The following is a 21,164-nucleotide window of genomic DNA, read 5'->3' on the forward strand; positions in this document are numbered from 1 at the left end:
CGGCAAGCATTGCGCCGCCGGGCCATTTGCGCCGTAAAGCGGGTCCCGACAGGGACGGCAAGCGAGCATCCGCACCCAAAGCCGATTAGCAAGTTGAACACTGCCGTTCGCGACAACCTTTCGGGTGGCCGGAGGGCTGGCCCTTCGGGGTCCCCCTTATAAAGGGGGAGTTAGGGGGTTGTTCCACCCCAAAGTTGAACACTGCCGTTCGCGACAACCTTCCGGGTGGCCGGAGGGCTGGCCCTCCGGGGTCCCCCTTATAAAGGGGGAGTTAGGGGGTTGATCCCCCTAGCATCCGCACCCTTCCTTCTCCTCCCCGCCAAAATCCACCTGCGTCGGGTAATCGTTATCGAAGCACGACAGGCACAACCCGCCTTTGTAGTCGCCAATGTTATTGCCGCCGATGGAGGCGATCAGCCCCTCCGGCGACAGGAAGGAGAGCGAGTCCGCGTTAATCTCGCGGCACATCTCCTCGATTGACTGGCGGGAAGCGATCAGCTCGCGCCGGTCCGGCGTGTCGATGCCGTAAAAGCAGGGATTTTTGAAGGGCGGCGACGTAATCCGCACATGCACTTCGACCGCGCCCGCTTCGCGCAGCAGGTTAACGATCCGGCGCGACGTGGTGCCGCGGACAATCGAATCGTCGATCATGACGACACGCTGGCCTTCCACCACGCGGCGGACGGCGCTCAGCTTCATTTTTACGCCCTGCTCGCGCAGCTCCTGGCTCGGCTGGATAAACGTCCGGCCTGTATATTTGTTTTTGATCAGCCCCAGCTCGTACGGAATGCCGGTCTGCTCCGCATAGCCGATGGCGGCGGAGATACTCGAATCCGGCACCCCGGTCACGATGTCAGCATCCACAAACGCCTCAATCGCGAGGCGGCTGCCCATCCGCTTGCGGGCGGAGTGCAGATTGGAGCCGTTCAAATCGCTGTCCGGCCGGGCAAAATAAATGTATTCCATCGCGCACAGCGCCTTCCGCTGCGGCTCAGTAAAGCGGTCTTCGTACAGCCCGTCCGCATCCAGCACCAGCAGCTCGCCCGGCTCAATATCGCGCACAAGCTCCGCGCCAATCGTCTCCAGCGCGCAGGACTCCGACGCGAACACGTACGCGCCGCCAATGCGTCCCATCACCAGCGGCCGCAGGCCGTTGGGATCGGAAGCGACCAGCATTTTGTCGTTCGTCATCAAAAGGAATGCAAAGCCGCCGACCAGCTGCCGCAGCGCCTCCTTGGCCGCTTCGACAAAATCCTTCGGCGACCGGGCAATCAAATGCGCCAGCACCTCCGTGTCGCTGGTGGTCTGAAAAATCGAACCGCTTTGCTCCAGCTGCCGCCGGATCCCCGGCTCGTTGACGATATTGCCGTTGGTGGCAATCGCCAGATCGCCGTCCCGGTACTTGAACACCAGCGGCTGGGCGTTCGTCAGCCGGCTGTCCCCGCTTGTCGAATAGCGCACATGCCCGATCGACATATTTCCGACAAGCGAAGCGATGCGGTCTTTGTCGAACACTTCTTTTACGAGGCCCATACCGCGGTGATAATTAAAATTCGAGCCGTCCGCCACACAGATCCCCGCGCTTTCTTCTCCGCGGTGCTGCAGGGCGTGCAGCCCGTAATAAGACATGGAAGCGGCATCCGGGTGTCCGAAGACCCCGAAAACGCCGCATTCTTCCTTCAAGGTATCAAAAATATCGCCCGAGACCGTACCTTCGTTATAATAGTCGCCGGTCCACAGGCGGGGCTCCGTCTGCTTGTTCCCGGTCTTCATTGCATAAGACATGGAATGGCATCCTCCCACACGGATTTCAGCTCGCCTACCGGCTCGTCAAGGGCCGGCTTCCCGTCAATCTCCACACGCAGCCGCTCACCGCCGACGGTGCCGATCACCTGCACCGGCACGCCCGCTGCCTCAATTGCTGCGCGGAGGGCTTCCGCCTGATCCGGCGCAGCCGTCAGTACGATACGCGACTGGCTTTCGCTGAACAGCGCCACATCCGGCCGCAAGCCGCCGGAGGCCAGCGTTACGTTCGCGCCAATGCCGCCGCTGATCGCACTTTCGGCCAGCGCCGCGGCCAGGCCGCCGTCCGACACGTCATGCGCCGAGCGGACAAGACCGCCGCGGATGGCGCCAAGCACCGCGTCCAGCAGCTTCCGCTCCGCCGCAAGGTCCAGCGCCGGCGGGCGACCTTCCGTTACGCCGTGAACGGCGTACTGGAATTCGCTGCCGCCAAGCTCGCCCCGCGTGTCGCCGAGTAGCAAGATCGCGTCGCCTTCCTGCTTAAACGCCTGGGTGGTGATGTGATCCACATCCTGCACCAGGCCGACCATGCCCACAACCGGCGTCGGGTAAATCGCGCCGTCGGCATTTTCGTTGTAAAGGCTGACGTTCCCGCCGATAACCGGCGTATCCAGCACGCGGCAGGCTTCGGCCATCCCGTCGACCGCTTTTTCCATCTGCCAGAAAATATCCGGCTTCTCCGGACTGCCAAAGTTCAGGTTATCCGTAATCGCCAGCGGCTCGGCGCCCGAGCAGACAATGTTGCGCGCCGCTTCGCTGACCGCAATCCGTCCGCCCACTTCAGGGTCAAGGTACACATATCTGCCGTTGCAGTCCGTCGTCATGGCAAGACCTTTGCGGGTGCCCGGGATCGTAACCACCGCCGCGTCCGAACCAGGACGTACCGCCGTACTGGTGCGCACCATGTAATCGTACTGGTTGTACACCCATGCCTTGCTGGCCACGGTTGGCGATCCCAGCACTTTGCGCAGCGCGCCGCCCAGATCGGTCACTTCGTCGTAACGCAGCGTGTCGATCTTCGCACCTTCTTCATAATAAGCCGGCACTTCCGACGGCTTGTTGTACACCGGACATTCGTCCACAAGCGCGTTGACCGGCATGTCGCCGACAACCTCGCCGTGGTGGTACAGCTTCAGGCGTCCGTCATCGGTCACCTTGCCTACTTTGGCGCAAATCACGCCCCAGCGTTCAAAAATCTCCATCGCCTGCGCCTCATCCTTCGGCTCAACAACAAACAGCATCCGTTCCTGGGATTCGGACAACATCATCTCGTAAGGCGTCATGCCTTCTTCGCGCTGCGGCACCTGGTCGAGATACAGCTCCAGGCCGTTGCCGGCCTTGCTCGCCATCTCGGCGCTGGAGCAGGTCAGACCTGCCGCGCCCATATCCTGAATGCCAAGCACGATCCCGCTGTCGATCAGTTCCAGACAAGCTTCCATCACCAGCTTCTCCATAAACGGATCGCCGACCTGCACCGCCGTCCGCTTCGCTTCCGACTCCTCGCTCAGCTCAACCGACGCAAAGGTGGCACCGTGGATGCCGTCCCGGCCCGTAGGCGGTCCAACATAAAACACCGGGTTGCCGACGCCTTTGGCGACGCCGCGCTGGATTTTGTCGTGATCGATCAGACCAACGCACATTGCGTTCACAAGCGGGTTGCCGTCATAGCTGTTGTCAAACATCACTTCGCCGCCAACCGTCGGAATGCCGATGCAGTTGCCGTACCCGGCGATGCCGGAGACGACATGCTCAAACAGATATTTAACCCGGTCGCTCTCCAGCTTGCCAAAACGCAGGCTGTTCAACAGCGCCACAGGTCTTGCACCCATGGAAAAAATATCGCGGATAATGCCGCCCACCCCGGTAGCCGCGCCCTGGTAAGGCTCGACTGCCGACGGGTGGTTATGGCTTTCGATTTTGAACACTACGGCCTGATTGTCGCCGATATCCACAATGCCCGCACCTTCGCCCGGTCCCATCAGGACGCGGGGTCCGCTCACCGGGAAACGCCGCAGCAGCGGCTTGGAGTTCTTATACGCGCAGTGCTCGGACCACATGACGCTAAATACACCGATCTCCGTATAATTCGGGAGGCGCTCCATAAAAGAGCAGATCAGCTCGTATTCGCTGTCCGACACGCCGAACTGGCTGTAGATTTTTTGGTCACGGATCTGCTCCGCGGTCGGTTCCTTAACGGATACTTGCTGCGCCATGCGAATCCCTCCATTGTTTCAGTATCGATGTGAACATGCGTTTGCCGTCCTCCGAACCAAGCAGGCTGCTGACCGCGCGTTCCGGGTGCGGCATCATGCCGAGCACATTCCCGCGCCGGTTGCAGACGCCGGCGATATCGGCGACCGAGCCGTTCGGATTGTCGCTGTAGGTAAAGACGATCTGGTTGTTCGCCTTCAATTCTTCAAGTGTAGCTTCGTCGCAGTAATAGTTGCCTTCGCCGTGAGCAATCGGAATAACGATTTCTTCGCCTTTGGCGTATTCTTGGGTAAACGGTGTTTCGTTATTAACAACCTTAAGCACCGAATCGTGGCAGCGGAATTTCATGGAGTTGTTGCGGAGCAGTGCTCCCGGCAGCAATCCGGCTTCGGTCAAAATCTGGAACCCGTTGCAGATGCCAAGCACGTATTTGCCCTGTTCAGCAGCCGCAGCCACTTCATTCATTACAGGCGCAAACCGCGAGATGGCGCCGCAGCGCAGGTAGTCGCCGTAAGAGAAACCGCCGGGCACGAGGATGCAGTCATACGCGGACAAGTCGGTCGCGGTGTGCCACACGTAATCCACCGGTTCGCCAAGCGTTTCCTCTACCGCTTTGTAACAGTCGATGTCGCAGTTGGAACCTGGAAAGACAAGCACAGCAAATCTCATCGGGTTAGTCCTCCAATTCGTAGCGGTAATCCTCGATCACCGTGTTGGCCAGCAGTTTCTCGCACATGACCTTCAGCCGCGCTTCCGCTTCGGCCCGGTCGTCGGTATCCAGCGTCAATTCCATATACTTGCCGATCCGCAGACTTTCCACTTCCTGAAATCCCATGGAATGCAGCGCGCCCTGCACAGCCACACCCTGGGGATCCAGCACGCTTTTTTTGATAGTGACATATACCGAAGCTTTTAACATATGCTTGTAGTTCCTCCTAATATCCGCGCCTGAAGCGGGCTTAATGATTACTCACGATAGTTGCCAGTTGCCGATAGCGGGCTTGATTCCATTTTGCTAGATTTATAATTGCAGAACACCTTGAGGCAAAAAAACAGCAGCACTGCTACAGGCTTTTGCCCGTCAACCGGTGATAAATATCCAGGTACCGCCGGGTTGTTTCTTCCACGACCTGCGCCGGGAGCGGTCCGGGCGGGCTGTTTTTGTCCCAGTCCGAAGCCGCAAGATACGAGCGGACCGGCTCTTTGTCCATGCTGTCGATTTCGACATCCAGCGCATATTTATCCTCCGCCCAAAAACGGGAGGCGTCCGGCGTAAACATCTCGTCGATCACTATCACCCTGCCGTCCAGAATACCGAATTCGAATTTGCAATCGGCCAGCAAAATGCCGCGTTCGGCGCAATACGCGCTGGCGAACGCATACAGATGCAGGCTTTTTTCCTTCAGCTCCTGCGCCAGCTCCGGCCCAATCAACTCCTGCATTTTCTCGAACGGAATGTCTTCGTCGTGCCCGACATCGTTTTTGGCTGCTGGGGTGAAAATAGGTTCGGGCAGCTTGGCGTTTTTGCGCATGCCCTCCGGCAGCCGGATACCGTTGACTGTTCCCGTTTGCTGGTACTGCCTCCAGCCGCCGCCCGTCACGTAACCCCGCACGACGCATTCGATATCAATCCGCTGCGCTTTGCGGACCACCATAATGCGGTTGCGCAGCAGCTCGGGATTTTTGGCGATGGAGCCGAGGCGTTCCACATCAATATGCACGACATGATTCTCCATCAGGTGCTCCGTCAATCCGAACCAGAATGCGCTCAGCCTGTTCAGCACATTGCCTTTGTCCGGCACCGCCGGGTCCAGCACGTAATCGAATGCGGAAATGCGGTCAGTGACGACAATGAGCATATGCTCTCCTAAATCGTACAGCTCCCGGACTTTGCCTTTGTAGAGCAGCGGAGCGTCAACCAGATCCACGGCTGTGGATACGGCAGGGTGTGCCATGACTTGTCCTCCTATCGGTTGTAACGCGGATATACAATAAAAAACGGACGCGGCTGCCTTGAAGCCCTCTTGCCTGCACCTCGCAGCCTTAACGCCGTCCAACTACTACAGCCTGTTGCCTGCCGGACTAGATCAGCCCCAACCGGCGGAAAATCGTATCGACATGCTTCAGATGCCACGCCGGATTAAACGCATCTTCAATCTCTTCGGGACTCAGCACTGCCGTAATTTCCGGCGTCGCTTCCACAATCTCGCGGAACTGCGTTTGGGTCTCCCAGGCCTGCATCGCGCGCGGCTGCACCGTGTCGTACGCCTGCTCCCGGCTCCAGCCTTTGTCGATCAGCTTCGTCAAAATGCGGCCCGAAAACGGAACGCCAAACGTGCGGTTCATGTTGCGTTTCATGTTCTCCGGGAACACGGTCAGGTTCTTCACGATGTTGCCGAACCGGTTCAGCATGTAGTTCAGCAGCATGGTCGCATCCGGCAAAATAATGCGCTCCACCGAGGAATGCGAGATATCCCGTTCATGCCACAGCGGCACATTTTCGTAAGCGGACATCATATGGCCCCGGATGACGCGGGAGAGGCCGGAGATGTTTTCGCAGCCGATCGGGTTGCGTTTGTGCGGCATCGCCGACGAGCCCTTTTGTCCTTTGGCAAAAGCCTCTTCCACTTCGCGGAACTCGCTTTTCTGCAGCGCGCGGATTTCCGTCGCGAACTTGTCGAGCGAGGTGGCGATCAGCGCCAGCGCAGCCATATACTCCGCATGGCGGTCCCGCTGCAGCGTCTGCGTCGAAATTGGAGCCGGGCTGGTGCCCAGCTTGCGGCAGACAAATTCTTCAACAAACGGATCGATGTTGGCGTAGGTGCCGACTGCGCCGGAGATTTTACCGAATTGAACGCCATCGGCTGCGCGGCGGAAGCGCTCCAGGTTCCGCTTCATTTCCTCATGCCACAACGCCATTTTGAGGCCAAACGTCGTCGGTTCGGCGTGCACGCCATGCGTCCGCCCCATCATCGGGGTATCTTTGTAGGCAACCGCCTTGTCTCTCAGGATCTGAATGAAGTTCAGCAGGTCCCGCTCCAGGATTTCGTTTGCCTGGCGAAGCAGGTACCCAAGCGCCGTATCCACAACGTCGGTGGAGGTCAGCCCGTAATGCACCCATTTGCGCTCCGCCCCCAGGCTTTCCGATACCGCACGCGTAAAGGCGATCACGTCATGCCGGGTCTCCAGCTCAATCTCATTGATGCGGTCGATGTCAAAAGAGGCGTTCCGGCGCAGCTTTTCGGCGTCCTCGCGCGGAATCACGCCCAGCTCCGCCCAGGCTTCGCAGGCGCACAGCTCTACTTCCAGCCAGGCTTTGAATTTATTTTCTTCGGTCCAGATGGCCCGCATTTCCGGTCTGCTGTATCGTTCGATCATGGTTTGTCAGTTCCTCCAAAGGTTAGTTTCTTCCACCCAGGCAAGCGCATCGTCCGTGTTCTTGCAGAGCAGATTGATATGGCCCATTTTGCGGCCGGTCTTGCTGTCCGTCTTGCCGTATAAGTGAAGCTTGGGGATAACCCCCAAGCGGGCTGCTGTTTCGTCTTGTCCGCAAAAACGCTCAACCGCTCCGTCCAGATGCTGGCCGAGCACATTAACCATCACCACTGGCGTCAGCAGCGCCGGATCGCCCAGCGGCAGATCGCATACCGCCCGCACATGCTGCTCAAACTGCGAGGTTGCGCAGGCGTCCATCGTGTAATGCCCCGAATTATGCGGCCGGGGCGCCAGCTCGTTGACGAACAGTTCGCCGTCTTCGGTCACGAACATCTCGACAGCCAGCAGTCCAACCGCGTCCAGGCCGGAAATCAGCCGTTCGGCCAGCTCGCAGGCCCGGCTGCTCACCTCTTCCGGCACCCGCGCCGGCACAATGGACAGGTGCAGGATGTTGTTCACGTGGATGTTTTCGGCCGGCGGGAAGCTCCGTACTTCGCCGGAAGCGCTGCGCGCCGCCATTACTGACAGCTCGCATTGGAAGCGGATGAACTTCTCCAGCACCAGCTCCGGTTCCGGCCTGTCCGCGAGGCTTCCAGGTACGTTATGCGCTCCGACCTGCTGTCCGCTCACCGCTCCGGAAGCGGCCGGTTCCTCCGGGACGAGGCGGCGGTAAGCCGGCTCCAGCTCGTCCGCTGTCCGGATGACCGCCTGCCCCTTCCCGTCGTATCCGCCGGTATTTGTCTTCAGCACGCAGGGCAGGCCCAGCGCTTCCGCCGCCTCCCGCAGCTCCGCAAGGCTGCCCACCTTGCGGTAAGGCGCCACAGGCACGCCGGCGGCTTCGACGGCGGCCTTCTCCCGCAGCCGGTGCTGGGTCGTATACAGCAGCCGGCTGCCCTGGGGCACGTACGATTCCTCTTCGAGGAGCGCGGCTACGCCCGCGTCCACGTTCTCGAACTCGTACGTGATCACGTCCGCGCGCGCCGCCAGCTCCCGCGCCGCGTCCCGGTCATTGTACGCCGCGGTGATCTGCGGCGTCACCTGCCCGCACGGCGAGTCCGGGGCCGGATCGAGTGTTACGAACCGGTAGCCCATCGCCGTGCCGGCCAGCGCCATCATCCGGCCGAGCTGGCCGCCGCCCAGCACGCCTACCGTGGAGCCCGGCGGCAGCCGGCGCGCCTGGCGTTCCGCCTTCATGCCGCCGCTCATAGGCTGTCGCTGCTTTCGAGGACTTCGTCGCGGATCCGGTCACGGCGGCGCTGCACGCGCGCCTGCACGTCCGGATCAAACGCGCCGATCATCTGCGCGGCGAGCAGTCCGGCGTTGGTGGCGCCGGCTTTGCCGATGGCCACCGTCGCCACCGGAATCCCGCCCGGCATCTGGACGATCGAGAGCAGCGAGTCGAGGCCGTTCAGCGCCTTCGACTGCACCGGCACGCCGATCACCGGCAGCGCCGTCTTGGCGGCCACCATGCCCGGCAGATGCGCGGCCCCGCCCGCGCCGGCGATAATGACGCGGATGCCCCGGCCCGCGGCTTCCTCCGCATAGCGGAACATCAGATCCGGCGTGCGGTGGGCGGACACCACTTTTTTTTCATATCCGATCTCCAGCTCGTCCAGCACCTTGCACGCGTGCTCCATCGTCTCCCAATCCGAAGTACTGCCCATAATAACGGCTACCTGCAGCGACATGGTTCAACCTGCCTTTCAGTCTGTATAGTGGGTTATTATCGTCTATCCCATGCTTCATCCCATAAAAAAGCCCGACTCCCATCCGGGCTTTAGCCCCGGGCGGAAAATCGGACGGTACGGAAACGGGCGGGAAATCTCCTCTTTCCTGTCTCTCCCCATTTCAGAGAAGACGCGGAAAAAGGCGCGCGGGAACGCCCGGTCAACCGTGCCAGCCCTATCGCTTCATCGCCCTATTTCTCGTAGTCCGGTAATTTACGGTTCCGGGTAGAAACTTCCGGGCCATATTCCCGGATTTATACGAGGAGTTCATACCCACAGTGTATCAACCCCCTACACCCGGTGTCAACTCAAACCCGAACATTGACAATTTCCAAGTTTTCATTGTTCGCTTTTTGAACGGAAAATAGGGTTTTCCAGCAAAATGCCTTAACAGAAAAAAAGGGAACGCGAAAAATCGTCCCTTTATCCGTTCATATTCTATTTGACGACCAGCACCGGAATCCGCGCGTTCTGCACCACATTGTGGCTGACGCTGCCCAATACGAATTCGCGGATGCCGCCCAGGCCGCGGCTGCCGATGACGATCGCATCCATTCCGTGCTCCTTGGCGTAGTTCAAAATCACTTCAGCCGGAGAACCCTGCAGCAGCTCTACCTGAACATGGAGGCCTTCGCCTTCCAGCCGCTGTTTGACTTCCTCCGTTGTTTGCACCGCCAGGTCGTAGTAATCTTTGTTGACTGAAGCCGGCAGGGGCGCAAGGGCTTCACCGATAAAAAACCGGGGGAATTCGAATGCGTGTACGACGTGCAGGACGGAGCCGGGCGCCGCTTTCGCCAGTTCAACCGCTTTGTCCAGCGCTTTGTTGGACGCTTTGGAACCGTCATACGCGAGCAGAATTTTGGAGAACAACATATACGCCACCTCTTTCGATAAGGAATAGAGACTGCAAAACTTTTACCGCAGCAGATACCCGTACAGCACCGCGTTCAGCACCAGCAGGGCGGGGATGCCGACGACAAACGAGATGTGGCGGGTTTTGTGCCGCCTGACATACATGGCCGCCAGTACGCCGAGAGCGCCGCCGATTGCCGCCAGCAGAAACAGCGTCTTCTCCGGCACCCGCTCCCGCCGCTTGCGGGCTTTGTCCTTGTCTCCGGACATAACGAGGTATCCTACTATATTAATAAACACAAACCAGACCAGAAGCACAGATTGCATTGCTTAAGCGGGGCACCTCCTTTTTAACGCGGCGGCATTGCCTTCTTCTTTATTATATTCCTCTTTGGCGGGCAAGCACAACGCGTACCGCTGCGCAAAAAAACAAGCCCCTCAGCCGCCATTCCTGGAATGAACGTCTAAGGGGCTTATCATTTACAGAACTACGGAACGATAATCCGGTCGATAATCCCGTACGCCTGAGCTTCCTCCGGCGACATAAAATAATCCCGGTCCATATCGGCGGCCACCTTATCCAGCGGCTGACCTGTCCGTTCGGCCGTGATGGCATTCAGGCGTTCCCGGATGCGGAGAATCCGCCGCGCGCTGATCTCAATGTCGGCGGCCTGCCCCCGTGCTCCCCCGTGAGGCTGGTGGATCATGATTTCGCTGTTCGGGAGCGCGCAGCGTTTGCCTTTGGCTCCGGCCAGCAGCAGGATCGCTGCAAAAGAGGCTGCCATGCCGGTGCAGATTGTCTGCACATCCGGCTTCACATGCTGCATGGCATCATAGATAGCGAACCCCGCCGATGTCTCGCCGCCGGGACTGTTGATATAGAAGTGGATGTCTTTTTCCGGATCTTCCGCCGCAAGCAGCAGCAGCTGAGCAGTTATGCTGTTCGCTACATTATCGTCAATCGCCGTTCCGAGAAACACAATCCGGTCCTTCAGCAGGCGGGAATAAATATCGTACGACCGTTCGCCGCGTTCCGTCTGTTCGATTACATAGGGAATAAAGGTGCTCATTCCAAGTCCTCCTCGTCATGCCGCAGTCATTAGCATACGGCTGGGGTTCCGTTTATCCGTCCGGCCTTGAGAAGCCGGCAGACATCCGGTCACGACAGGAACAAGATCCAGCGGGCTGGCATCGTTCATCAGGAGGGAGAGAGCTTTTGCATCCCGTTCGGCAAAAGCCTTGATATACGCGCTGACGACCTTTTCATCCACACGCCGCTCTGACCGGACCCGGTTATCGTTAGACTCCGGCTTTCTGCCGGATCGTCCCGATTCCCTGGCTGAATCTCCGCGCTTTTCCGCCTCCGCTGTTTCGGCGAGCTTGCGCCGCGCCCGGTGCAGCAGCGCTTTGACCGCGCCCGGCGTGGTGCCGAGCAGCTCGGCGGCTTCGGCGGGCGTATACATCAGCGCGTCGATCAGGAGCACGGCCGTCCGCTGGCCGGGCGGGAGCCGCTCGATCAGCGATTCCATCGCGGCCCGCAGCTCAAGCGGATCGGCGGCCGGACCGGGCAGCCCCTCGTCGGGCAGCGGCGTTACCGTCAGCTGTTTGCGGCGCGAGCGGTCAATCCAGACGTGATAGGCCGCCTTGAACAGATAGCTGCGCGAGATTTCCGGCTGCTCCCATTTACGGGCCAGCGCCCCGGCCAGCTTGATCCAGGTGTCCTGGGCCAAATCCTCGGCCTCCCAGGCTGAGCCGGTCAAATGCCTGCAGTAACGCAGCAGCTCTGCCTGGTGCAGCCGCGCCAGTTCGCCTATTTTGTCCTGGCCGCGAGCCGTATGTGTCTGCCGGTTCTCTTCGGTATCCCTGGCAGCGTCCGCCCCTTTATGGCTCTGCCGGTAGATCATCAACATGCCCGCTCCCTCCTTTTTGGGCTGGTTTGTTCTGTCTACCCCCATAAACGTAAAAACCGCCGGAATCGATACGCACCTTGTAAATTTATTTTATGCGGTTTCCGTTTATTGATCCGCCCATCAGCCGGTTAAACCCTACCGGCCGTTTGTCTCCAGTCTGCGGTCTCTCTGGCGCTGCAGCCAGAACCAGGCCAGAACTGCTGCGGCTGCTGCTGCACCGGCGGCAAGCCGGAAAGCGCCGGATAAACCGTAGTCCGAGCTGATCCGGCCGGCAATGACGGGACCGAGCGACATGCCGACCGCGTAAGCCGCCTGATAAAAACCCATGGCCGTCGCCCGTTTGCCCGGTTCCACCTCCGCTACCGATTTAGCCAGCAGCAGCGGAAAAATAATCCCCTGCATAAACCCGTTGCCGATCTGTGTTGCGCAAAGCGCTCCCAGCCCGTCCGCGTAGGGAATGAGCAGCGTGAACACCGCGCTGCCCGCAAACCCGAGCACCAGCGCTCCCCGTTCCCCAAGCCGCCTGCTGAAAAAGCGGGAGGCATACAGCGTTGCCAAAGCGTGGGGCGCCATAAACGACAGCGTCAGCCAGCCGAGGCTTTCGGTGTCCGCCCCTATTTTCAGCGCCTGATTAGGCGTATAGCCAAACATGGTCACGAACAGCACACAGTGGGCCAGCACCGACAGCATCGATACTTTCAGCAGCATTGGCTCCCGCATCACAGGCGCAAGATCGCGGAAGGACAGTGCTCCGCCGCGCTCCTCCTGCCGCTGCTCCGGCAGACGAATCGTCAGCACACAAGCAATCCCCGCAATGACCGCGCCAAGCAGAAACGGAGCCGGCCAGCCCCAGGCGTCGACCAGCGAACCGCTGATCAGCATACTGGTCAACTGGGCCAACACGGTGACGAACTGCATCATCCCCATCGCTTTGCCTGCCTCTTCTTTAGGGAAATACCCCGCATACATGACGGTATAGACGACCCAGGCCGACGCTGCAATCCCCGACACCGCGCGGGCCGCGAGGGCCCAGCCCGGCGATGCCCCGAAAGCGAACATCAGGCAGCTGACACCACTCGCCACAAGGCCGAGCAGAATAAATGGCCGCCGCCGGTTCAGCACATCCGAGCCGATTCCGAGCGGCATCCGCAGCACAATCTGCATCAAGCCATAGACGCCCAGCACCATTCCGATCATGGTATAGCTGGAGCCTAAATGCTCCACATAAGGAGACAGTACGGGAACGTAGATATAGGAAGAGAACCAGTACAGGAAGACGATTGCGAGAAAAAGCTTCCGCGTCCGCGCGCCTGCAGCCGTTCTGCTCTCAACGGCGGGCTGAGCGCTCTCCAAACCGGATGACATGGGACGCCCCCTCTCTAATGTTGTAAATGGTTTAGTCCGGGCATCACTTGCCGTCTTTTTGCTCAAGCGCCGCTTTCAAAAGATCGCCCAGGCTTGTGCCAAGGCTCTCCTGCTTCGAATACTGCTGTACAAGCTTTTGCTGCTCGCGTTTGTTGACGCGGCCGCCGCCGTCCTTGTCAACCGTCTCGGTGATTCCGCAGCCCAGGCACTGGACGTACAATCCGGCTTTGCCCTCTTTCAGCTCCATCTTCTTATGGCACTGCGGGCATCTGCGGTTGGACAGCCGTTTTTCTCCGGATCGGGTGTAGCCGCAGTCGTCCGCCGGACAAACCAGCAGCTTGCCGCGTTTTGTTTTTTTCTCCAGCAGCCGGGTGCCGCACTGCGGGCAGCTGCTGGAGGATACGTTATGCGGCTTGTATTCGGCCGCGCTGTTTTTGACACCAGCGACCAGTTCCTTCGCCATACCCCGGATGCCCTGCAGAAACGGCTCGGGTTTGCCCTGCCCCTTGGCGATACGCTCCAGTTCCGCTTCCCAGCGGGCGGTCAAACCGGGGGTGCGCAGCTCGGGAGACACCAGCTCGATCAACTGCTTGCCTTTTCCCGTAGGATGCAGGGAATTTCCCTGCCGTTCAATCGTATCCGAGCTGACCAGCTTTTCGATGATGTCCGCCCGCGTCGCCGGTGTGCCAAGGCCGTGTTTCTCCATCTGGGTGAGCAGCGCCGCCTCGGTGTACCGTTTGGGCGGCTGTGTCCGCCCTGCTTTCAGCATACAGCGGCGGACCGTAACTTCCTCGCCTTGGCGCAGCTCCGGCAGTTTAACCGAACGCGCCGCGGCTTCTTCCTCCGCCGCCTGATCGTCCTCTTCATCCGTGCTCAGATCTCCGCCGTAAACCTCGCGCCAGCCGGCGTCTTTGACCGTTGTCCCTTTGACACCAAACGTTTCGCCGTCCACCGTTACCGTCACCGATACCGCATCATAACGGGCCGGCGGATAAAAGAGGCTGATAAACCGGCGGACGATCAGATCATACAGACGGCGCTCCTCCGGACTCAGCTGATTCAGCAGCACCGTCTGCTCCGTCGGAATTATGGCATGGTGGTCGCTGACCTTGCTGTCATCCACAATCCGTTTCGTAATATTCAGCGGCTTGCGCAAAAGAGGACGCGCCACAGCGGCGTATGGCCCCACCGCCACGCTTTCCAGACGCTCTTTCAGCGTGGACGTCATGTCCGAGCTCAAATACCGGCTGTCTGTCCGCGGATACGTCACCAGCTTGTGCTGCTCGTACAGACGCTGCAGTACGCTTGAAGTCTGTTTAGCCGAAAAACCAAACTTGCGGTTAGCGTCCCGCTGCAGCTCCGTCAGGTCGTACGCTAAGGGATGCGGTTCGGTTTTTTCGCTTTTCTGGACCTTTGCAATCCGGCCGCGCCGGCCCTCCAGTTTCTTGGCGAGCGCTGAAGCCGCTGCCTTGTCGAACAGACGGCCGTCGCCGGCAGCACTGCGCCAGCCCGCCTGGAATGCGCCAAAATCCGCCGCAAGCGTCTCGTATTCCTGCGAGCGGAAGGAGGTGATTTCTTTTTCCCGGTCCATAATCATCCCCAGAGTCGGGGTCTGTACCCGTCCGGCCGACAGCGGCGCGCCAAATTTGGTGGTCAGCGCCCGCGTAACATTCAAACCGACCATCCAGTCCGCTTCCGCCCGGCACCGGGCCGACTCATACAGCCGGTCGTACTGCTGGCCCGGCTTCAACGCGGCAAAACCCTCCTTAATCGCTTTATCCGTTTGGGAGGAGATCCAGAGCCGTTTAAACGGCTTTTTCCACCCGGCCATCATCATAATCCAGCGTGCCAGCAGTTCTCCTTCGCGCGCCGCGTCCGTCGCGATAATCAGTTCGCCGATATCCTGACGCTTCATCAGATGCTGCACCGCTTTATATTGATGGTTCGTCTCACGAAGCACCTTCAGCTTCATCCGGCCGGGAAGAATCGGAAGATCCTCCAGCGCCCAGTTTGCAAATTTATGATCATAGTCCTCCGGCTCCGCCAGGCCGACCAAATGCCCAAGCGCCCAGGTGACGACATATTTGGGTCCTTCCATGTAACTTTTTTGCTTGTCTTTACATCCCAGCACCCGCGCGATTTCGCGGGCTACGGACGGTTTTTCCGCCAATACCAGTGCTTTCATAACTCGCTCCTTTCCATACCGCCCTTTATTATACCATGCCTGCCGCAGAAGATAGGAAGCGGGTTCACACCACAAGACAGCAAATAACATCAAGCTGAAAGCAGTCCGGGAACGTTACAATCAGTAGTGTATTCGTTATTCAAACTTGAAAGGAGTCACAGCCAATGCAACCTGTGGATTGCTATACTGTAAATGCATTAGGATATGTTGCGGAGACCGAAGCAGGAATTTGCCTTACGTTCCTTCCCAAATACACTCCTGCACTCAAGGGATTGTCCGAATTTAGTCACTGCCAGGTGCTGTGGTGGCTGCACGAGTTCTCCGATGAGATGTACCGCCGCACAACCCGTACCACACCGCCCTACGAAGCGCCGGAATGCGGGGTATTTGCCACCCGTTCCCCTGTGCGCCCCAATCCGATTGGACTCAGCGTAGTGTCCATCCTGTCTGTCGATGAAACCGCCGGTGTGGTCCTTGTTGAGGGGTTGGATGCCTATCCGGGTACGCCCGTCCTCGACATCAAAGCTTATTATCCCAGCACCGACCGCGTACAGGAGGTCCGCGTTCCTGAATACGCCCGCGGCTGGGGAGAGTGGGTATCGTTTGCTCCAAGAGAGTAAAAGCCTAAGCGGAAGCTGATCAAATTGAATTGCAGGTGGGATTATGGATAACCGCAGGCTCATACTAGATACGCTCCGGGTGATCGAAGCCCGTCTGCACGATCCGCTGCTTGTGCAAGAGCTTGCCGCCCATGCCGGGTATTCCCTCTTTCATTTCACTCGTCTGTTTCAGACGTTTACGGGTATCCCCCCGGGCGAGTACATCCTTCGCCGCAAAATCACCAGCAGCGCGTTGACCCTGCTCCAACAACCGGACCGTTCTCTGCTGGATGTCGCCTTGGATTACGGGTTTAATCATTACGAGACGTTTACCCGGGCTTTTCGCCGCTGTCTCGGCCTCTCCCCGGCCGAAATGCGCAAACTCGGTCACGTGTCGATGCTCCCTCTGCTTCACCCGCTGCGGGAAGAGGATTTACCGCATCTTGCTTCCATTAACGGTGAACCGCCGGAGCTGATTGAACGCGGAGAAATCATACTCCAGGGGGCTGCCGTTTCCCTGCAGTCCGACATTTCCGTCATCTCGGCGGCGTGGTCGAGACTGTTCAGCAAGGTGTCATCCATTAGCGGCCGGCTTGTCCCGGAGCGGTATTATCAGGTCGGCTGCTGGTCTAACACAGCTGACAGCGGGGTTGGGACTGCCTTTTTATGCGCCTGCGAACTGGATTCCAATAGTATAAATGCGGAGCTTTATCCAAGGCTGGAGGGGGCCCTCCTTTGCAGCGCATCTGAACAGGACGCGAACAGCGGATCCTTCCCCATTTTCCGTATACCGCCAGCACGTTATGCCAAATTTCTGCACAGAGGTCCTTCCCAAGAAGTCGCCTCCACCTACAAATATATCTATGGCTTATGGCTCCCTAAAACGGAATACCGCCTCAGCTTGCCTTTTGAATTTGAATTTTATGGACCGGCGTACCTGGGGCCGCATCACAAAGATTCAGTGAGTGAAATTTACATCCCGTTAAGTTTGCTCTAACCGGTTTCACTCTCCCGTACCCCAAAAAGAACAGACCGCACGAATTCACTCCACGGTCTGTTCCCTTCATCTATTGAGCGGCCTGATATCGTCTCACACAGTTTCTCCCGCTCTCTTTTGCCCGGTACAGCGCCTGATCGGCCTGATCGATTAAGCCTGTCACACTGTTAACCTCATCCGTCATTGAGGAGACACCCAGGCTGATCGTGCAGTCCAGCCGCTGGTTATTCAGCGTAAAAGGAACGGCCGCAACCTGCCGCCGCAGCTGCTCCGCCAGACGGGCGGCCTCTTCTTCCGGAACGCCGGGAAGAACCACAACAAATTCTTCTCCTCCATACCTTCCGATCAGTCCATTTGGCGCCAGGGCTTCCGTAAGCCGCCGGGCCGTCTCCTGGATCACCCGGTCTCCGGCCAGATGGCCAAACCGGTCGTTAATGCTTTTAAAATGGTCAATATCCACCATAATCAGCGACAGCGACTGTCCCATATTCCGGCACTGCGACAGCTGCCGCATCGCTTCTTTTAACACTTGGGTCCGGTTGAACACTCCCGACAGCCCGTCGGTCGAAGCAAGGCGTTTGGTTTCGGCGAACAATCGCGCATTTTCAATGGAAATCCCCACTTGATGGGCAAAATCCACAAAAATCTCGCCTTCCTGCTCACTAAACCGCTTCAATTGAAAGCTAAACAGCACGATTACGCCAAGCGGCCGCTCATGGTAGCCGATCGGGATCGCTATTCCCGTCTTAGCCTTGAGCCCCCTTGTTACATGAAGCTCTTCGTCGGCCATCGCCCACTGCAGTGTTTGTGTCTCCAGCGCCCTCTGCACAAAAGAACTTGTATCCGCAATAAGCGCCTGCCATCTCTTATGATCCAAATCCCCGATTTGGACAACCGGCTGTTCCCCCTGTCCCCCTTCCAGCCAAATAAGTCCTTGCCCGCATCCGGTAACTTCGGACAAGCTGTTCAGCGTATCCCGCAAAAGAGGCTCCAGTTCATGCGTTGCTGTCAGTTTGCGTGTCGTTTCATGAAGCCGTTTGAGCAGTGCGGCTTGTTTTTGTTCCACCTGCTTCTCCTGCCTGATACTGTTGAACCGGTCTGCCAAAGCCAGCGACAGCAAAATGGTCTCCGCCACAGACCCGATACGTACGGAATAAAGGGACCAAAAATTCAAAGGAAACAGCTTATACGCCGCCAGCAAATTCAAAAAGGTTCCGGCAAACAGCACGATCCAAGCTCCGGTGTAAAAATAGACGGACCGGTCACGAAACCGCACGGCCGCAATGCTTATCATGCAAAATACAATCCCTGCCGAGGCCAAATATACGGCCAATTTGGTTGCTTCTCTTGAAGAAATCCACGGCATCGCGGCCAATGACAGCAGCAAAAGGGCAATAAAGGCGTAGTTCACTTTTCCCAGCCGCGGCGCGTATTTCGGCACGGACAAAAACTTTTGCGAGAAGGCACAAGCGAACAAAATGGTAAGCAGCGTACAGACCGGATTGGACATACGTTCCCAGGCTGGACTCCCCGGCCATAAATACTGGTATGCCAGTCCGTCCCAAACCGCCTGCGTTACCGCAAAGGAGATAATAAACAGCACGTAATAGAGGTAGGAGCGATCTTTGATGGATAAGTACAGGAAGAGATTATAGAGTGCCATTACGATCATGACGCCGTAATACATGCCAAACAGCAGGTTCGCACGCTGCTCATTTTCGTAGAAAGTAGTAGGAGTCTGAAGAGTCATCGGAAGCTGCAAATAGCTGTCTGTCCGAACCTGAAAGTAAAGACGCTGCCCCGCATTCTGCCCGAGCTTCAGATGAAAAACAAAATTCCGGTGCCGGTACTCCCGGGCTTCAAATGGAAGCGAACGGCCCGTCTTGACGCTTCGAATCAGAGCGCCGGCCTCATTATATTGGTACATCGTCACATTACTGAGATGCGGTTTGGCAAGCACAAGCAAAACTTCTTTTATCTCTGCCGCATCATTAAACAAATCAAGCCTGACCCAGTATACGGAATCGGTCTGCGTCCCTGCAAAACCGCTTGTCAGGTAAGGGACATACCGGGCTGCCATGGCAGGATCCGCTGCTTCTTCAATCAGCATCCCGCCTTCCGGATCTTCCAGAATCATCATCTCCTGCTGCAAGTCGGCACCGAACCGCAGCCCGCTGCTCGAATCAAGATGATCTGGAGCGGCCGAGACATCGCCGGAAACCAACAACAATACCAAAATCACCAGCAGCCCAGCCAATGCGGATACAGCCATCCGCAGCACTGCTTTTTGCCGGAAAAAGTGTCTCATTAGCAGTTGAAGCATGGTCATCCGTTTAAATTATTGCGGCACGGCGCTGCCGGTAAGGTCGATCTCGATCTCATCGCCGAATCTTCCCTTTAACAGTTTAAGATGTCCGTCGCTGGAAAAATCGCTTGGCATATAAGCGTTAATGACGGTGTTTTTGTTCAGCAATCCCATATGTACAAAAGATTCCGCAACCAGCTCGCTGCACGTGTAGCAGTCCAGTTTGGAGCGCAGATGGAAATACCGGCCTAGGACTACATCCCATATCATTCTCCATTCGCCGGGGTTCGGGATCCCGTGAAGTTCTGTGAACAGAGCATGCAGGTTCGAGATCATCTCGCCGGTCCGTTCCACTTCAAGCGGCCTGACTGCATAGCGGGGGGCTACATAAGGTATCAAATCTTTGCCGTAGCTTTCCATCCTTGCCTTTAAGTCCACCAGCTTGGGCCCTGTTATGTGATCGTCTTTTAGGACATCAGGCAGATCGGTCAATGCCGTAGATTCCCACAGCAGCGGAATTTCAACTTCAGGGATGCGGACGACCATTCCGACATGGGACCAGAGGCTCCCTTCCAGCTTCTCGACTTTTTTACTGATTTCATACTGGCCGCTAAAAAGAATCAAATCGCCGGTGCGAAGCCCGGATTGCAGTTCCTCGTAAGGTTTCTTTAACATAAGCTGGCCCCCTGATCGTTCAAATTTCTTATAACTCCCTGCTAAGATAGTTCGCTGTACACTGCAGAAATCCTGTCCGTTTTCCAAAGTGAGCAATTTTTTACAATCACCCGACTTTATAACTACATCCTGGACACAAAATCCTGTACACAAAAAAACGCAGCGGCTCAAGAGAAATTACTTGTCCATCTGCGCTTTTGATTTATTAAGTTGCGTTAATTCACAAACGGCTCCACTCCATCATTGCTTCAAAATAGACTTTGTCAGCCTTATCCGCACCGCGTATCCAGGTTACACCGTTTGCCTCATCTACCGCTGTATGGATCCAAATTTCGTCTCCATGCTTCGCTTCCTGCTGATAAGTTATGATAAAGCGGCGGATCTCCTGCTGCGACCACTGCTCCACCGGGATCGCATCACAGCATAAATCCCCGTACCGGGCATTGTTCAAATGTCCATATTGATCGAGGCCGCTGTACCGGACAGAGGATGTGTAAACTTCAGTCAGCGGCAGCTCCTGCGGCAGCGAGACCTTGGAAGGCGGTTCTCCAACCGAGTCGCCGGTATAGTGTTGAACCTCCACGGGCAACGCTGAAGGTCTAAGTATTTTACGTTTATCTGTGTCCACCAGAGCCCAAATGGACCGCGCACAAGCAATTTCTTTCTCCGCTGCATCAAAAATCCGGTAGTCCCTCTGCCACAGCGCCCCTTTGGTTCCTTTGCTCCATGTTTTAATGGTCAGCGACTCGCCTTGCCGGGGCGTTTGCTTCAGCTCCAAATCGAGAGTAATCATCATCCAGCCCATTTGGGCATCCAGCATCTTCTCCAAGCTCACGCCTAATGCGCCAACAGCCGAATCCGCCGCCCATTGCAGCATATCTAAAAGAAAGGAGAGCTTGGCTTGTCCGTTCAGGTCGGTATTACTTGTGTGTACGATATGCTGTTCCAGCCACACTCCGTTATGATTTTCTTCCATGCTCTACCTTCTTTCGCCCAGATTGAAATATCCACCTTTTTAGTATAGGCCTGCAACACGAGGGGCGCAAATCAGAGCGGCGGCAGAGCAGCGACAAGGAGCAATGCATAAAAATGCATAAAAC

Annotated in this window: 19 protein-coding genes and 1 riboswitch; of the genes, 2 read left to right on the forward strand and 17 right to left on the reverse strand. The window is 57.5% G+C overall.

The genetic code is table 11. The features are described 5' to 3' along the window. Positions 1-288: 288 nt before the first annotated feature. From purF to ACE6ED_RS27010, 14 genes are all read right to left on the reverse strand, one after another. Positions 289-1,785, reverse strand: a complete 1,497-nt coding sequence (gene purF, locus ACE6ED_RS26945; protein WP_410830539.1) for an amidophosphoribosyltransferase — start codon at positions 1,783-1,785, stop codon at positions 289-291. Next, a complete protein-coding gene (gene purL, locus ACE6ED_RS26950) occupies positions 1,770-4,016 on the reverse strand; it encodes a phosphoribosylformylglycinamidine synthase subunit PurL (protein ID WP_410830540.1) in 2,247 nt (748 codons plus the stop codon). The genes purF and purL overlap by 16 nt, the downstream gene beginning before the upstream one ends. Then, positions 3,994-4,683: a phosphoribosylformylglycinamidine synthase subunit PurQ gene (gene purQ, locus ACE6ED_RS26955; protein WP_410830541.1), complete on the reverse strand. Its 690-nt coding sequence runs from the start codon at positions 4,681-4,683 to the stop codon at positions 3,994-3,996. Before purQ ends, purL begins: the two co-directional genes overlap by 23 nt. A gap of 4 nt (positions 4,684-4,687) precedes the next feature. Next, the gene (purS, locus tag ACE6ED_RS26960) at positions 4,688-4,933 is read right to left on the reverse strand and encodes a phosphoribosylformylglycinamidine synthase subunit PurS (RefSeq protein WP_410830542.1); all 246 of its coding nucleotides are present in this window, start codon (positions 4,931-4,933) and stop codon (positions 4,688-4,690) included. 145 nt (positions 4,934-5,078) lie between these two features. Further along, positions 5,079-5,969, reverse strand: coding sequence for a phosphoribosylaminoimidazolesuccinocarboxamide synthase (locus ACE6ED_RS26965; protein WP_410830543.1), 891 nt, complete (start codon positions 5,967-5,969; stop codon positions 5,079-5,081). A gap of 127 nt (positions 5,970-6,096) precedes the next feature. Next, complete coding sequence (gene purB, locus ACE6ED_RS26970; RefSeq protein ID WP_410830544.1) at positions 6,097-7,392, reverse strand: adenylosuccinate lyase; 1,296 nt, start codon at positions 7,390-7,392, stop codon at positions 6,097-6,099. Between the two features lie 6 nt (positions 7,393-7,398). After that, the gene (purK, locus tag ACE6ED_RS26975; protein ID WP_410830545.1) at positions 7,399-8,655 is read right to left on the reverse strand and encodes a 5-(carboxyamino)imidazole ribonucleotide synthase; all 1,257 of its coding nucleotides are present in this window, start codon (positions 8,653-8,655) and stop codon (positions 7,399-7,401) included. Beyond that, positions 8,652-9,137: a 5-(carboxyamino)imidazole ribonucleotide mutase gene (purE, locus tag ACE6ED_RS26980; protein ID WP_410830546.1), complete on the reverse strand. Its 486-nt coding sequence runs from the start codon at positions 9,135-9,137 to the stop codon at positions 8,652-8,654. The genes purK and purE overlap by 4 nt, the downstream gene beginning before the upstream one ends. Positions 9,138-9,357: 220 nt before the next feature. Continuing rightward, positions 9,358-9,458, reverse strand: a riboswitch (purine riboswitch). A gap of 156 nt (positions 9,459-9,614) precedes the next feature. Further along, positions 9,615-10,049 carry a universal stress protein gene (locus ACE6ED_RS26985; protein WP_410830547.1) on the reverse strand — a complete coding sequence of 145 codons (435 nt, stop codon included), beginning with the start codon at positions 10,047-10,049 and terminating at the stop codon, positions 9,615-9,617. A 42-nt stretch (positions 10,050-10,091) separates the two neighbouring features. Then, positions 10,092-10,355 (reverse strand): DUF1294 domain-containing protein, encoded by a 264-nt coding sequence (locus ACE6ED_RS26990; RefSeq protein ID WP_410830548.1) that lies wholly within the window; start codon positions 10,353-10,355, stop codon positions 10,092-10,094. 161 nt (positions 10,356-10,516) lie between these two features. Next, positions 10,517-11,098 carry an ATP-dependent Clp endopeptidase proteolytic subunit ClpP gene (clpP, locus tag ACE6ED_RS26995; RefSeq protein WP_410830549.1) on the reverse strand — a complete coding sequence of 194 codons (582 nt, stop codon included), beginning with the start codon at positions 11,096-11,098 and terminating at the stop codon, positions 10,517-10,519. Positions 11,099-11,113: 15 nt separating this feature from the next. Further along, positions 11,114-11,938, reverse strand: a complete 825-nt coding sequence (locus tag ACE6ED_RS27000; protein ID WP_410830550.1) for an RNA polymerase sigma factor — start codon at positions 11,936-11,938, stop codon at positions 11,114-11,116. Between the two features lie 135 nt (positions 11,939-12,073). Continuing rightward, entirely contained in the window at positions 12,074-13,303 is a 1,230-nt protein-coding gene (locus tag ACE6ED_RS27005; RefSeq protein WP_410830551.1) for an MFS transporter, read from the reverse strand. A 43-nt stretch (positions 13,304-13,346) separates the two neighbouring features. Then, positions 13,347-15,488: a DNA topoisomerase III gene (locus tag ACE6ED_RS27010; protein WP_410830552.1), complete on the reverse strand. Its 2,142-nt coding sequence runs from the start codon at positions 15,486-15,488 to the stop codon at positions 13,347-13,349. A gap of 164 nt (positions 15,489-15,652) precedes the next feature. On the opposite strand from ACE6ED_RS27010, the gene tsaA reads away from it, so the two are divergent. Together tsaA and ACE6ED_RS27020 are read left to right on the forward strand one after the other, a co-directional pair. Beyond that, positions 15,653-16,108, forward strand: coding sequence for a tRNA (N6-threonylcarbamoyladenosine(37)-N6)-methyltransferase TrmO (gene tsaA / locus ACE6ED_RS27015; RefSeq protein WP_410830553.1), 456 nt, complete (start codon positions 15,653-15,655; stop codon positions 16,106-16,108). A gap of 43 nt (positions 16,109-16,151) precedes the next feature. Next, positions 16,152-17,084, forward strand: a complete 933-nt coding sequence (locus tag ACE6ED_RS27020) for a helix-turn-helix domain-containing protein (RefSeq protein ID WP_410830554.1) — start codon at positions 16,152-16,154, stop codon at positions 17,082-17,084. Positions 17,085-17,154: 70 nt separating this feature from the next. Here the strand turns inward: ACE6ED_RS27020 and ACE6ED_RS27025 are convergent, their stop codons facing one another. The 3 genes from ACE6ED_RS27025 to ACE6ED_RS27035 all read right to left on the reverse strand — a co-directional run bounded on the left by ACE6ED_RS27025 (position 17,155) and on the right by ACE6ED_RS27035 (position 21,040). Next, on the reverse strand, positions 17,155-19,356 hold the full coding sequence (locus ACE6ED_RS27025) for a diguanylate cyclase (protein ID WP_410830555.1): 2,202 nt from the start codon (positions 19,354-19,356) through the stop codon (positions 17,155-17,157). A gap of 66 nt (positions 19,357-19,422) precedes the next feature. Then, a complete protein-coding gene (locus ACE6ED_RS27030) occupies positions 19,423-20,064 on the reverse strand; it encodes a hypothetical protein (protein ID WP_410830556.1) in 642 nt (213 codons plus the stop codon). Positions 20,065-20,284: 220 nt separating this feature from the next. Further along, entirely contained in the window at positions 20,285-21,040 is a 756-nt protein-coding gene (locus ACE6ED_RS27035; RefSeq protein WP_410830557.1) for an acyl-[acyl-carrier-protein] thioesterase, read from the reverse strand. Between the last annotated feature and the right edge of the window lie 124 nt (positions 21,041-21,164).

The organism is Paenibacillus nanchangensis (assembly GCF_046543445.1).
GTDB classification, from domain to species: domain Bacteria; phylum Bacillota; class Bacilli; order Paenibacillales; family Paenibacillaceae; genus Paenibacillus_AQ; species Paenibacillus_AQ nanchangensis.